Origin of the sequence: Sphingobacterium lumbrici (assembly GCF_006476045.1) — a bacterium.
GTDB lineage: Bacteria > Bacteroidota > Bacteroidia > Sphingobacteriales > Sphingobacteriaceae > Sphingobacterium > Sphingobacterium lumbrici.
On sequence record NZ_SRZY01000032.1, the window covers coordinates 42,570 to 54,915 of the forward strand.

General features: G+C 38.0%; 16 protein-coding genes and 1 pseudogene. 13 read left to right on the forward strand and 4 right to left on the reverse strand.

Annotated elements, in window-relative coordinates; translation table 11 throughout:
* The first annotated feature begins 23 nt into the window (after positions 1-23).
* Positions 24-932, forward strand: coding sequence for a 23S rRNA (adenine(1618)-N(6))-methyltransferase RlmF (rlmF, locus tag E4F24_RS12965; protein ID WP_140939489.1), 909 nt, complete (start codon positions 24-26; stop codon positions 930-932).
* Between the two features lie 48 nt (positions 933-980).
* Entirely contained in the window at positions 981-1,325 is a 345-nt protein-coding gene (locus E4F24_RS12970) for a hypothetical protein (RefSeq protein WP_140939491.1), read from the forward strand.
* 280 nt (positions 1,326-1,605) lie between these two features.
* Here the strand turns inward: E4F24_RS12970 and E4F24_RS12975 are convergent.
* Positions 1,606-1,848, reverse strand: a pseudogene (locus E4F24_RS12975) (IS66 family transposase); the annotation flags it as partial.
* 40 nt (positions 1,849-1,888) lie between these two features.
* Positions 1,889-2,485 carry a hypothetical protein gene (locus tag E4F24_RS12980; protein ID WP_140939493.1) on the reverse strand — a complete coding sequence of 199 codons (597 nt, stop codon included), beginning with the start codon at positions 2,483-2,485 and terminating at the stop codon, positions 1,889-1,891.
* A gap of 146 nt (positions 2,486-2,631) precedes the next feature.
* Between E4F24_RS12980 and E4F24_RS12985 the strand changes: the two genes are divergently transcribed.
* From E4F24_RS12985 to E4F24_RS13010, 6 genes are read left to right on the forward strand one after another with little or no spacing between them, the layout of a single operon-like run.
* A complete protein-coding gene (locus tag E4F24_RS12985; RefSeq protein WP_140939495.1) occupies positions 2,632-3,267 on the forward strand; it encodes a cysteine peptidase family C39 domain-containing protein in 636 nt (211 codons plus the stop codon).
* A 26-nt stretch (positions 3,268-3,293) separates the two neighbouring features.
* The gene (locus tag E4F24_RS12990) at positions 3,294-3,989 is read left to right on the forward strand and encodes a hypothetical protein (protein ID WP_140939497.1); all 696 of its coding nucleotides are present in this window, start codon (positions 3,294-3,296) and stop codon (positions 3,987-3,989) included.
* A gap of 2 nt (positions 3,990-3,991) precedes the next feature.
* Positions 3,992-4,687, forward strand: a complete 696-nt coding sequence (locus E4F24_RS12995) for a hypothetical protein (protein ID WP_140939499.1) — start codon at positions 3,992-3,994, stop codon at positions 4,685-4,687.
* A 2-nt stretch (positions 4,688-4,689) separates the two neighbouring features.
* Positions 4,690-5,382, forward strand: coding sequence for a hypothetical protein (locus E4F24_RS13000; protein ID WP_140939501.1), 693 nt, complete (start codon positions 4,690-4,692; stop codon positions 5,380-5,382).
* Between the two features lie 2 nt (positions 5,383-5,384).
* Positions 5,385-5,813: a hypothetical protein gene (locus E4F24_RS13005; protein ID WP_140939504.1), complete on the forward strand. Its 429-nt coding sequence runs from the start codon at positions 5,385-5,387 to the stop codon at positions 5,811-5,813.
* 37 nt (positions 5,814-5,850) lie between these two features.
* Positions 5,851-6,054, forward strand: a complete 204-nt coding sequence (locus E4F24_RS13010) for a DUF1016 N-terminal domain-containing protein (protein ID WP_394344477.1) — start codon at positions 5,851-5,853, stop codon at positions 6,052-6,054.
* 106 nt (positions 6,055-6,160) lie between these two features.
* Here the strand turns inward: E4F24_RS13010 and glmM are convergent, their stop codons facing one another.
* The gene (gene glmM, locus E4F24_RS13015) at positions 6,161-7,543 is read right to left on the reverse strand and encodes a phosphoglucosamine mutase (protein WP_140939508.1); all 1,383 of its coding nucleotides are present in this window, start codon (positions 7,541-7,543) and stop codon (positions 6,161-6,163) included.
* Between the two features lie 294 nt (positions 7,544-7,837).
* On the opposite strand from glmM, the gene E4F24_RS13020 reads away from it, so the two are divergent.
* Both E4F24_RS13020 and E4F24_RS13025 read left to right on the forward strand, forming a co-directional pair.
* Positions 7,838-8,434 carry a phosphatase PAP2 family protein gene (locus E4F24_RS13020; protein ID WP_140939510.1) on the forward strand — a complete coding sequence of 199 codons (597 nt, stop codon included), beginning with the start codon at positions 7,838-7,840 and terminating at the stop codon, positions 8,432-8,434.
* Positions 8,431-9,252 carry a ZIP family metal transporter gene (locus E4F24_RS13025; RefSeq protein WP_140939512.1) on the forward strand — a complete coding sequence of 274 codons (822 nt, stop codon included), beginning with the start codon at positions 8,431-8,433 and terminating at the stop codon, positions 9,250-9,252. Before E4F24_RS13020 ends, E4F24_RS13025 begins: the two co-directional genes overlap by 4 nt.
* Here the strand turns inward: E4F24_RS13025 and E4F24_RS13030 are convergent, their stop codons facing one another.
* Positions 9,253-9,723 carry a MarR family winged helix-turn-helix transcriptional regulator gene (locus tag E4F24_RS13030; protein WP_140939514.1) on the reverse strand — a complete coding sequence of 157 codons (471 nt, stop codon included), beginning with the start codon at positions 9,721-9,723 and terminating at the stop codon, positions 9,253-9,255.
* Between the two features lie 113 nt (positions 9,724-9,836).
* On the opposite strand from E4F24_RS13030, the gene E4F24_RS13035 reads away from it, so the two are divergent.
* From E4F24_RS13035 to E4F24_RS13045, 3 genes are read left to right on the forward strand one after another with little or no spacing between them, the layout of a single operon-like run.
* Positions 9,837-10,076, forward strand: coding sequence for a FeoA family protein (locus E4F24_RS13035; RefSeq protein WP_140939516.1), 240 nt, complete (start codon positions 9,837-9,839; stop codon positions 10,074-10,076).
* Complete coding sequence (gene feoB, locus E4F24_RS13040) at positions 10,076-12,178, forward strand: ferrous iron transport protein B (protein ID WP_140939518.1); 2,103 nt, start codon at positions 10,076-10,078, stop codon at positions 12,176-12,178. Before E4F24_RS13035 ends, feoB begins: the two co-directional genes overlap by 1 nt.
* A 6-nt stretch (positions 12,179-12,184) precedes the next feature.
* Positions 12,185-12,331, forward strand: a complete 147-nt coding sequence (locus tag E4F24_RS13045; protein ID WP_216629184.1) for a FeoB-associated Cys-rich membrane protein — start codon at positions 12,185-12,187, stop codon at positions 12,329-12,331.
* Positions 12,332-12,346 lie beyond the last annotated feature (15 nt).

Genomic DNA, 12,346 nt, shown 5'->3' on the forward strand with positions numbered 1-12,346 from the left:
CCTTTGCATCAAAACATACAAAAATGGCTAAAAACGCAAAATCCGCTCCCAAACTACATGTTCGGAACAAGCACCAATCCGGATACGATTTAAAAAAATTGAGCAGCAGATATGCTGGACTTAAACAGCATGTATTTGTCAATGATTTTGGCAAGGAAACCATAGACTTTTCTGATCCTAAAGCCGTTTTTGAACTGAATAAATCTATATTATTAACCGATTATAAGCTAAAACACTGGGAGATTGCTAAAAACAGTCTTTGTCCGGCCATTCCCGGAAGAGCAGATTATGTGCATTACATGGCGGATTTATTGGCTTCTGAAAATAATGGAGAGATTCCAAAAGGGCCAAAAATAAATATCCTGGACATCGGAACAGGGTCGAGTCTGATATACCCTCTGATAGGGGTCCAAGAATATGAATGGAAATTTGCAGGAACAGAAATTGACAGAACGTCCATCCACCATGCCGAAATTAATATCAATAAAAACGTATGGTTGAAGAAGCAGATTGATCTTCGTTTTCAAGACGATAAAAATAAAATTTTAGCAGGCATCATATACGACAACGACAAATTTGATGTCGTAATGGGCAATCCGCCATATTACGGCTCACGGGAAGAACATTGGAAAAGTACCACCAAAAAATTCGACAACCTGAACAAAAAGAAAGACGCTTTGCCGGTTCAAAACTTTGGTGGCCACGCCAATGAGCTATGGTATGAGGGAGGCGAAAAGGCTTTCATCAGTAAGCTTATTTACGAAAGCATGGAGTTTAAGAAAAATCTAAATTGGATTACTTCTTTAGTCTCCAGCAAAGATCATTTAAAGCCACTGATATCTATTTTGGAATACCACAAAGCTTCCAAAATTGAAGTAATTGAGATGAAGCAAGGTCAAAAAACATCACGGATATTGGCTTGGAAATGGTAGGGACGGCGCACCCTCACCTCGTAATACTGTCCCGCTTCCAGCGGTGCAATGATATTGTTGCGTGAAGAGCTGGTCGTAAGGCGGTCGTTCCAGGGCGCTTCGGGTACCTGGCATATTCTCCAAAAACGACATACAGTCCGTGACAGACTAACAGTAGTACGTAATAAACTCAGGGTAGTATTTCATAAACAACATGTAGTAGCCAATACACTACCTGCAGTATGCAGGATACGCATAGTAGTACGTAATAAACTAACGGTAGTCCGCAATAAACTCAGGGTAGTATTTCATAAACGACATGTAGTAGCCAATACACTACCTGTAGTATGCAGGATACGCATAGTAGTAAGTAATAAACTAACGGTAGTACGCAATAAACTCCTGGCAGTATGAAAAAAACTAAGGGCAGTTCTTCATAAACGACATGTAGTCTGGGACGTACTACATGTCGTTTGTTGCACTAGCTCCTACGTTTGCCCGTTGAGGCCAGCAGTACTTTGTTCAGTTCCCGTGGGAAATAGTAATCGATCTTGCCTAGCCAGAGGGGCTGCAGCTTTCCTGCGTCCACATAGGCACGATAGGTCGAGTCGGCAATGCCTAATTTGGCCATTACCTGGGGTTTGAGGAGCAATGGCTGGCCTAAAAGGCTGAGCAGGTGTATCCGTCCGACGAACTACAGGAGTCTTGATTTCTTGAAGTTTTGAGTGTATAGCTCCTTTAGGTTTTTGTGATTGATGGATGCTATGTTGAGCAGTGTGTGTTTGAGCCATTGGAATGGATGCACTTCATGCTTTTTACAGATGGCAAAGAACGAGTATATCATGGCTGATCGCTGGGCTGCCTCATGACTGCCTGCGAAGAGATAATTTTTGCGGCCGAGTGCTACGGGACGAATGGCGTTCTCGATAAAGTTATTAAGGAAAAAAGTGGGATACAGGACCTCGTATTACATGAAATTATCTGTTGATTTCTATTTTCTTGTTGATAAAGTCTCTTCTTTTTAATTCAGGTACTCCACCAGTACTCATTTCGTATTCTGTCCCCCGATAATTATTGTTCACGATAAACTCGATCAGCACATACTCGCCCTTAAAGGTCGATCTGGGATCAGTTTTTCTGGTAATTTTAACGTGGTCTATTTCCTTAATTTTAGACAACATAGGAGTTTTAGAGTAAAGATGATCCAACAAAAGGTGTGATCCGTTGATTTTAATGGTGAGCTTAAATGTCTCAGGGCTTTTAATAATGGATACAGAGGAAAACGGTGTCATCCAAGTAGAAGGTAATCTTTGCGCTCTATTAAGGTAAACATCACTTGCATAGTAATAAAAGTAGTCCACAACAGAAATATCAAACTCTTTCTTCAAAACCGAATCGAGTATCGTCTTTGTTGGGATCTTTATATCCGGAATCAAATTAAATCTCACAGAGTCCACACCATCGGGATAAGGAGTGTCGGCCAGTCCTTGGGCCTTAACAACATTAACACCCCAGCAGGATAAGATAATTAAAAAGAAAAAAGCTTCAAAGCTTAATTTGATTTTCCTTTTCATAATTTATTCGTTTATAATTTATTATCACCTAATATAGAATAAGCTAAGTGTCTTTTCAAACACAAAAAGAACACAATCGATTGTTTTATTTTTAGGCTTGGTGTTAATTATATTAAAAGATACATTTGAACTGTATATGCCAAATTATGAGATTGAAAAAATTCCCCTTAGATAGACAGCTAGACATGATGGACTGTGGACCAGCCAGTCTAAAGATGATAGCTAAGTTTTATGGAAAGTATTATTCTCTACCCTACCTAAGGGATCTATGTGGAAATACACGCGAAGGTGTATCACTTGCAGGCATATCACATGGAGCAGAAACCATAGGGCTACGTACCTTGGCAGCTCACTGCACCATCGATGATATTGTAGAAAAAGTTCCCCTGCATGTCATTATCCATTGGGACAACAGCCACTTTGTAGTCCCCTATGATGTAAAACAATCCCGAAACAAGAATCTAAAATTTTATATAGCGGATCCGGCCAAAGGTTATGTCAGTTATTACCATAATGTGGTCATCAATGGGATAAACACTGCTACTAATCAGTTAACCTGCTTTGATCCCACTACAGGAGATAATTATGAAATTGATAGTCTCAATAATTTAGCAAGTGTATTTGCCGTTTATTCTATGAATCCATTAAATACAAATTATACACAAATGCCTGGAAACACGAGTGATACAGGCACTTATACCACAGAAGATCCGTACGCTACGACTTCATATCCACAAACTACGGACAATTTTGGCAATCCCATTACGACTACTTATCCGTAATTTACTAATTATTAAGAACAACAGAGATGAAATGGTTTATTCTATTTTTCTTGGCTCTATTCCTGCATATATCGAATGGACAAGAACAAAAAAGTGAAAACAAAAAAAAGGTATACAATATCTCCTTTGACGAAAGCCCTGCTCAAGCGGACAGTGCGATGAAAAGTAATTTTGATACGATTCTAACTAAATTCAATATGGAATTGAACCCACATAGTGGATTTAACTATTTAAAAGTCGGAAAGCGAGCAACATCATTTTACTATGATGAAGAGAATAGAGTTTTTATTGGAACTACCTCGTTTCATTTTATTAATAGCGACTCTACAGTACTAATCGCTATTTACCCATTTGATATTCAGCGTGCCAAAGAGAACAAAAGATTGAGTTATTTAGATCGTAATGAGAATCTCTTTAAGGAAATTTCTGGCATAGAACTTCGGACCTCTTTAAAATGTGACACCACAGAAAAGGATGCTGACCCCTATTATGCGTATTTTAATGCGGACAAAATAGGCGTATTCCAACTGCAAAATAGATTTCCAGCGGAAATGCTATCGATAAATAGATTTCCATTGCCATTTATGGGGTACTATTACCAGACTTCCTATTATATGCTTCGAAAGGATGTAGGTTACTTCTTGATCTATCAGTTCACAAAGGAGCCTCATGAGAAAAGTGACACAGAATACCAACTCCCGAAATTATTTAGATTTAAATAAGTATGAAATGGTTTATTCTATTTTTCTTGGCTCTATTCCTGCATATATCGAATGGACAAGATAAAAAAAGTGAAAACAAAAAAAAGGTATACAATATCTCCTTTGACGAAAGCCCTGCCCAAGCCGATAGCGCGATGAGGAGTTATTTTGATACCATTCTAACCAAATTCAATATGGAGTTAAATCCATACAGTGGATTTAACTATTTAAAAGTCGGAAAGCGTTCACCAACATTTTATTATGATGAAAAAAATAAAGTTTTCATTGGCAATACAATGTTTCATTTTATTAACAGAGACTCATCATTGTTAATCGGCATTTTCAGGTTTGACATTCAGCGCGCTAAAGAGAACAAGAGTTTAAGTTATTTAGATTACAATGAGAATATGTTCAGAAATATAGATGGCATAGGACGTAGAACCTCTTTAAAATGTGATACCACAGAAAAGGATGCTGACCCCTATTATGCGTATTTTAATGCGGACAAAATAGGCGTATTCCAACTGCAAAATAGATTTCCAGCGGAAATGCTATCGATAAATAGATTTCCATTGCCATTTATGGGGTACTATTACCAGACTTCCTATTATATGCTTCGAAAGGATGTAGGTTACTTCTTGATCTATCAGTTCACAAAGGAGCCTCATGAGAAAAGTGACACAGAATACCAACTCCCGAAATTATTTAGATTTAAATAAGTATGAAATGGTTTATTCTATTTTTCTTGGCTCTATTCCTGCATATATCGAATGGACAAGAACAAAAAAGTGAAAACAAAAAAAAGGTATACAATATCTCCTTTGACGAAAGCCCTGCCCAAGCGGACAGTGCGATGAGGAGTAATTTTGATACGATTCTAACTAAATTTAATATGGAATTGAATCCGCACAGTGGATTTAACTATTTAAAAGTCGGAAAGCGAACAATGCCATTTGACTATGTGCCAAATAGAGTTTTTATCAGCGATATCATGTTTCATTTTGTTAACAGCGATTCTACAGTTCTAATTGGAGTTTATCTGTTTGATATTCAGCGCGCTAAAGAAAACAAAAGATTGAGTTATTTAGATTATAATGAGAATATGTTCAGAAATATAGATGGCATAGGACGTAGGACCTCTTTAAAATGTGACACCACAGAAAAGGATGCCGACCCCTATTATGCGTATTTTAATGCGGACAAAATAGGCGTATTCCAACTGCAAAATAGATTTCCAGAGGAGATGCTATCGATAAATAGATTTCCATTGCCATTTATGGGGTACTATTACCAGACTTCCTATTATATGCTTCGAAAGGATGTGGGTTACTTCTTGATCTATCAGTTTACAAAGGAGCCTAACGTCAAAAGTAGCACAGAGTACCAACTCCCCAAATTATTCAGATTTAAATAGGTATGATAAGGATTTTCATCTTCGACTATCACAATGCTGTAAGAAATGGCATTAAGACCTATATCCATAATCTAATCGAAGGTTTTGAAAATCACAAGCAAATCAGAATCACTCAAGTAATTTTAAATTCAAATTTCAAGGATGGAATTGTAATTCAAGAAATAAACTCCATAACTAAGTATCATGTTCCATTTGATATTGGTCAGGGAATACATGTGAATGATAATCTTTTAATTGAATTTGTAAAGGATAATTTAATTAAAGGGGAAAAGAACATATTTCATTTTAACTGGATAAATCATGGTGTTTTCGCTCACTTATTAAAGAGGCTGTTTTCCACTCCTCGAAGATATTTGCACTCCATTTTGGGGTATACAGGTCACAATGTGCGAACCAAGCAACAGATTGCGAATGCCTTAGGCGGAACCTGAAAGCGGCCTCACAGCAAGGCCTACTCCTACGTCCCTTATCAGGCGATCAAAACTTCTATGGCCGAAGCACACGGGTTGGCGGGCAAGCGGACATCACAGAGCTATTATGCGCCTAGAAAATGAACGTGCCGGAGATTGTTATATCCGTGAAGCCGAAGAACAAAATTGGAGCACACGAACAGTAGAACGAAATATTAATTCGTTCTACTACGAGCGGTTACTATCTTCAAAAGATAAATAATCCGCAGTACAATACAGTGCTGCACAGGAGAAACAACTTCCCGAAGGATTTCATTGTTCCAACCATCGAAAGAGGAATGGCGTGAGGGGCTGTCTGAAAAGCCTTATTAACCAATAATCTCTTTCATCTCGGCAATAATCCGTTCGGCAATTGCTTCTGCTGCCTCGGGTGTCTGCCCTTCCGAGTAAATACGGATAATCGGCTCGGTATTCGATTTACGAAGATGTACCCATTCGTTTTCAAAGTCGATTTTCAATCCATCGATTACCGAATGATTTTCATGGGCATATTTTTCCTGCATTTTAGCCAATAAGTTGTCGATATCCAATTCGGGAGTTAGTGTAATTTTGTTTTTCGACATAAAATATTGTGGAAGCTCCGCTCTGTATTGCGAAACTTTCTTCCCTAACTTAGCTAAATGTGACAAGAAAATAGCTACGCCTACCAACGCATCCCGTCCATAATGCGAAGCCGGATAGATAACACCACCATTTCCTTCTCCACCAATCACGGCATCTACTTCTTTCATCTTAGTCACGACATTTACCTCGCCAACGGCTGCCGCAAAATATGTTCCACCATGTTTTTGTGTGATATCGCGTAATGCCCTGGTCGACGATAGATTTGACACGGTGTTGCCCTTTTTATGCTGAAGGATATAATCGGCCACGGCAACTAATGTATATTCTTCTCCAAAAAGTTCGCCGTCTTCCATCATGAATACTAAGCGATCCACATCCGGATCTACGGCAATCCCCAGATCGGCTCCATGCTCCAATACGGCAGCGGATAGATCCGTCAGGTTTTCTTTAAGCGGTTCAGGGTTATGTGGGAATTTACCATTTGGTGTGCAATGGATCTGATAGACTGTTTCAACGCCTAAAGCCGCCAATAATGCAGGGATGAATATACCGCCCGAGCTGTTAACCGCATCAACAGCTACTTTAAAATTAGCTTTTTTAATAGCTTCCACATCAACATATTCCAACGCTAAAACAGCGTCAATATGCTTTTGCAGGTAACTTTGATCATGAACAACTTTTCCCAGATCTTGTACCTCAGCAAAATCGAAATCCAAACTTTCACCTAATGCAAGTACTTCCTTGCCCTCCAAATCGGAAATAAACTCCCCTTCGTGATTTAACAGTTTTAAGGCATTCCATTGCCCCGGATTATGTGAAGCTGTGAGGATAATCCCTCCTGCCGCTCCTTCAAGTGGCACGGCAATCTCTACGGTAGGTGTCGTAGACAATCCCAAATCGACAACCTCAGCACCTATACTTTGTAATGTACCGACTACCAGATTATTCACCATCTCACCTGATTCGCGCGCATCTCTCCCAACCACTATTTTCTTATTACCTGTTTTGCCGATTAAAATCTTACCAAAGGCTGCTGTAAACTTAACAATGTCAATCGGTGTTAACGATTCACCTGATTTCCCACCTATAGTACCTCGAATACCGGATATGGATTTAATTAATGTCATAATCTTTCTAATATTTATAGATCGTAAAAATAAGCTATTAATAAGAAATATCCATGAAATCCAAACACAAACACACATAAAAATATCCGGGACATTCCTTATGACTTTAAAAAACAAACCGAGCTTGCGAGCTCATGAAATAATTATTGACATAAGAATTTACAACAAATACTTCAATAATTGAATCCAAAAGCATACCTTTGTTGCAACTTTGTGTATTTAAACAGTATTTACTTATTTTATTCCTTATAAAATAATGTACTTTTATCGGATAAAACCACAAAACCACTACGTATGTTGCAGCAAATAATAGAATTAGATAAAGAAATATTCCTGATTATCAATCAGGGGATGAGTAATCCCGTATTTGATTGGTTGCTACCCATACTTCGGAATCCATATACATGGACACCCCTCTATTTGTTTTTAATTATTTTTTTTATAAAAAATTACGGCAAATTCGGTATTGCAATCGTCCTTTGCACTTTAATTAATTTTGGTGTTTCGGATGGTCTTTCGTCACACCTTATCAAAAAATCAGTAAAACGTCTCCGCCCCTGCAATGACATTGAATTCAAGCATGACATTAATCTTCGTGTTCGATGTGGTTCGGGCTACAGTTTTACAAGTTCTCATGCTGCGAATCACTTTGCCATGGCATTTTTCTGGATTGTACTCTTCAGAAGAAGATGGAAACACACCCTGTGGCTATCTATAACGTGGGCTGCATTAATTTCGATTTCCCAGATATACGTAGGCGTACACTATCCTTTTGACATCTTATGCGGAGCTATCTTTGGTGCATTAATAGGCATCCTTAATGGAAATCTCTTCGTAAGATTACTACCTAAATTCACAAACGAAAATATTCAAGAAAACACTTCTATATGAGTTTTGCTCTAATTATTACAATTTTATTTGGCTCTGCTTTAGCTAGTGGATTAGCTGTATTTTTTGTCAAACGCAACAATACAAATTTACTCAAGCTTATCCTGTCTTTTAGCGGCGCATATTTATTTGCTATAACGGTACTACACCTCATACCGCATGTTTACCATTCCAATGCCAGCAGTCCGGAGGTCATCGGATTATTTATATTAGGAGGCTTTATTTTCCAATTGATATTAGAACAATTTTCTCAAGGTATCGAACATGGACATATACACCACGATAATCATCAGGCTTTTCCGATAGGGATAATGGTAAGTTTATGTCTACATGCGTTATTAGAGGGAATGCCATTAGCTTCTGAACATCAATCTCAGCTAGTTTTTGGAATCGCTATACATCATATTCCGGCAGCGTTTGCCCTTGGAAGTTTATTGCTGCATACTTCGTTAAAAAAACAAAGCATTATTCTAATGCTAGTTATATTTGCCATTATGACTCCATTGGGTTTTATACTAAGTAAAACCATTAGCAATGGTAGTATTGGAAATATTTCTCAACACTTTGACAAGATCATGGCGGTAGTAATAGGGATATTCTTACATATTTCCACCACAATTTTATTTGAATCCGGATCTGCCGATCATCATAAATTTAACAAGAAAAAGATGATAGCTGTATTCCTCGGAATAGCTGTTTCATTGAGCAATTTCCTGTTTGAGTCTCATACACATAGTCATGATACACCTCATCCGCAAGAACATCATGGTCATGACCATGACCATGACCATGATCACGATCATGACGATCATCACCATTAACTATTCATCTGTATCATTATTGGCGCCACGAAACTTATCTAACAAATTACTTAATTGAAGTGCTTCTTGTTCGGTGATATTGCTGTTGATTAAATCCGTCAACATCATATCTTCTTCAATCTCATCAAGAAGTCGCAGACCTTTGTCTGTAATCTGTAGATCAACGGATCTTTTATCCCGAATACTTTTGGTACGTATCACCAAGCCTTTAGCGACAATACGGTCTACCAATCTTGAAATATCAGGTGTACTATTAATCATTCGTTCTTTTAAAAGATTATTAGATGCGGCTTTGGGGTATTGCCCTCTTAGAATTCGTAAAACATTAAATTGCTGAAGTGTAATTTCTTTTTTATGTGCTCGTTGCTCTAAATTTTTCACAATCCAACTATTTGTATAGATGATATTTATAGTTGTTTTATGCCAATCGTCTCTAAATTTTTTAACTTTCACCAGCTCGTTAATCTTCATGTTTATAATAATTCTAAATAATACAAAATCGTGACAGACTCTGCTCCCGTAAACCGCCCATTTTGACTATATTTGGACATTTCTAATGAATAATATCTTATCTAAGATACAAAATGCAAAACAATATTACTTTAGACAAATTAAAAAAAGGCGAAAAAGCAATAATTCACTCTTTTAAAAGTAATGAACTTCCTGCGAAGTTCTATGAGCTGGGATTCACGCCGGGAACGGCCATAGAAATAAAACATATAGCCCCTTTACAAGGTCCAATGTGTATAAACATCATTCATCAAGACTCTTTAATTGCTATTCGCAAAAAAGAAGCTAACTTAATTTTGATTAATAAGATATAATGAAGAGAAAGACAATAGCTTTATTAGGAAATCCCAATGTAGGTAAGACATCATTATTTAACAGATTAACAAAATTAAATCAGAAAGTTGGTAATTATCCCGGTATCACGGTAGATAAACGAATTGGCTCGTTAAAGGCAAATGAGACAGAATACAAAATAATCGATCTTCCGGGGACTTACACACTATTTCCCAACTCTCTGGATGAGGAGGTTGTTTTCAATATTTTAAGCAATCGGTCTAACGAAGATTTTCCGGACTTAACTGTAGTCGTTACTGAACCATCTAGTATCAACAGAGGGGTAGTGATATACCAGCAAGTTCGTGAATTAGGCTTACCCGCTATTTTTGTCATCAATATGATCGACGAAGTAGACCAAAAGGGTTTACATGTAGATTATACCGCGCTCGAAAACTATTTACAAACAAAAGTTGTTCAAACCAATGCCCGTTCGGGTAAAGGTATAGATCAATTAATTCAACATTTTGACATTGAACTAAAACCTTATTTTGGCGCATTTGATTTACCTCAAAAATATCAGAACGCATTAAAGGATGCGAGACAGTTATTTCCGTTGGCAACAGAGTACCTAACTTGGCAATATTTAGCACAAGATAGTGTGAGCAGTCTTCCTCCAGAGAAAACAGCTGCATTGCAAAAAATACGTCAATCTCATCAGCTCGACACCCAGGAATTGCAAAAGGATGAGTCTATATCCCGGCACGATAAGGTTGCAAATGACTTGGCACCCATTATCTCTAAGAAGGAAAACAAACGACTATCTATTACAGACAAAATAGACAACCTATTAATACACCCGGTGTTAGGTTACGTCATATTCTTCGGGCTGTTATTTCTTATATTTCAGGCTATTTACAGTTGGGCCGGCCCGTTGATGGATGGCATAGATACCCTTTTTGCTTCTTTATCGGATGCTGTCGCCGCGGCATTACCGGAAGGTCCTTTGAGCGCCTTACTCGTAAATGGGGTTATTGCCGGAATCGGGGGAATCGTCATATTCCTACCCCAGATCGTGATCCTCTTTCTATTTATCGCTATTATGGAAGAGACGGGATATATGAGTCGGGTCGTATTTTTAATGGACCGGTGGCTAAGGCCTTTTGGATTGAATGGTAAATCCGTCATTCCATTAATGTCCGGAGCTGCATGTGCCATCCCGGCAGTCATGTCTGCACGTAATATCGAAAACCCGAAAGAACGCCTATTGACGATATTGGTTACACCATTTATGACTTGTTCTGCAAGACTTCCAATATATATTGTTATCATCGGACTTGTTATTCCGGATGAAACATTTTTGGGATTCAACCTACAGGGCATCACATTATTCGGAATGTACATCTTGGGTGTACTTGGCGCATTGTTGTCTGCCCTCGTACTGAATGAGATTATAAAATCAATTCGTAAATCCTTTCTGATTTTCGAGTTACCTACGTATAAAGTTCCAGATTGGAAGAATGTGTTGAATACCGTATGGGAAAAATCATTAGGTTTTTTAATAGGAGCCGGTAAAATAATCTTAGCCATTTCCATCATTCTATGGGTTCTGGGAAATTTCGGACCTACCGACAGGTTCTCAGATCCGGAAACATATATCGCGGAAGCCAATCCTGAATTCTCACAAGAGGAAATAGATCATGAAGTAACTGCTTACAAAACTGAATACTCTTACCTAGGGTATTTGGGGAGGGGTATTGAACCCTTGATTAGACCGTTGGGATATGATTGGAAAGTAGGGATAGGCTTATTAGCTTCATTCGCTGCAAGAGAAGTTTTTGTCGGCACCATGGCAGTAGTTTATAGCTTAGGAGAAGACGTAGATATCGAAGATGAAGGGCAAAGACAAACATTATTTGAGCGCATGAAAGGTGAAATAAACCGCAATACGGGCATGCCTACATATAATTTTGCCACAGGAATATCATTATTGTTATTTTATGCTTTCGCGATGCAATGTATGGCAACAATAGGCGTTGTAAAAAGAGAGACAGGTTCTTGGAAATGGACACTGATACAAACAGGATTCATGACCGGACTCGCTTATTTGGTCGCGTTAGTTGCTTATCAGCTTTTAAAATAAATTGATATGGAAACCATTCAATATATCATTATCGCACTCATATTCATAGCAGCAATAGTATATGTAGCGAAGAGATTCGTCCCCTCAAAAAATAAGCAAGGTGGTTGTGGCAAAGGTTGTGGTTGCGATTTTAACCCTAAACAATCCGAATAATTGTATTTACAGACT

What these genes read in the sequence shown, in the direction of transcription:
- rlmF (WP_140939489.1), top strand. Translation starts at nt 24, where the DNA reads ATGGCTAAAAACGCAAAATCCGCTCCCAAACTACATGTTCGGAACAAG.
- E4F24_RS12970 (WP_140939491.1), top strand. Translation starts at nt 981, where the DNA reads ATGATATTGTTGCGTGAAGAGCTGGTCGTAAGGCGGTCGTTCCAGGGC.
- E4F24_RS12980 (WP_140939493.1), bottom strand. Translation starts at nt 2,485, where the DNA reads ATGAAAAGGAAAATCAAATTAAGCTTTGAAGCTTTTTTCTTTTTAATT.
- E4F24_RS12985 (WP_140939495.1), top strand. Translation starts at nt 2,632, where the DNA reads ATGAGATTGAAAAAATTCCCCTTAGATAGACAGCTAGACATGATGGAC.
- E4F24_RS12990 (WP_140939497.1), top strand. Translation starts at nt 3,294, where the DNA reads ATGAAATGGTTTATTCTATTTTTCTTGGCTCTATTCCTGCATATATCG.
- E4F24_RS12995 (WP_140939499.1), top strand. Translation starts at nt 3,992, where the DNA reads ATGAAATGGTTTATTCTATTTTTCTTGGCTCTATTCCTGCATATATCG.
- E4F24_RS13000 (WP_140939501.1), top strand. Translation starts at nt 4,690, where the DNA reads ATGAAATGGTTTATTCTATTTTTCTTGGCTCTATTCCTGCATATATCG.
- E4F24_RS13005 (WP_140939504.1), top strand. Translation starts at nt 5,385, where the DNA reads ATGATAAGGATTTTCATCTTCGACTATCACAATGCTGTAAGAAATGGC.
- glmM (WP_140939508.1), bottom strand. Translation starts at nt 7,543, where the DNA reads ATGACATTAATTAAATCCATATCCGGTATTCGAGGTACTATAGGTGGG.
- E4F24_RS13020 (WP_140939510.1), top strand. Translation starts at nt 7,838, where the DNA reads ATGTTGCAGCAAATAATAGAATTAGATAAAGAAATATTCCTGATTATC.
- E4F24_RS13025 (WP_140939512.1), top strand. Translation starts at nt 8,431, where the DNA reads ATGAGTTTTGCTCTAATTATTACAATTTTATTTGGCTCTGCTTTAGCT.
- E4F24_RS13030 (WP_140939514.1), bottom strand. Translation starts at nt 9,723, where the DNA reads ATGAAGATTAACGAGCTGGTGAAAGTTAAAAAATTTAGAGACGATTGG.
- E4F24_RS13035 (WP_140939516.1), top strand. Translation starts at nt 9,837, where the DNA reads ATGCAAAACAATATTACTTTAGACAAATTAAAAAAAGGCGAAAAAGCA.
- feoB (WP_140939518.1), top strand. Translation starts at nt 10,076, where the DNA reads ATGAAGAGAAAGACAATAGCTTTATTAGGAAATCCCAATGTAGGTAAG.
- E4F24_RS13045 (WP_216629184.1), top strand. Translation starts at nt 12,185, where the DNA reads ATGGAAACCATTCAATATATCATTATCGCACTCATATTCATAGCAGCA.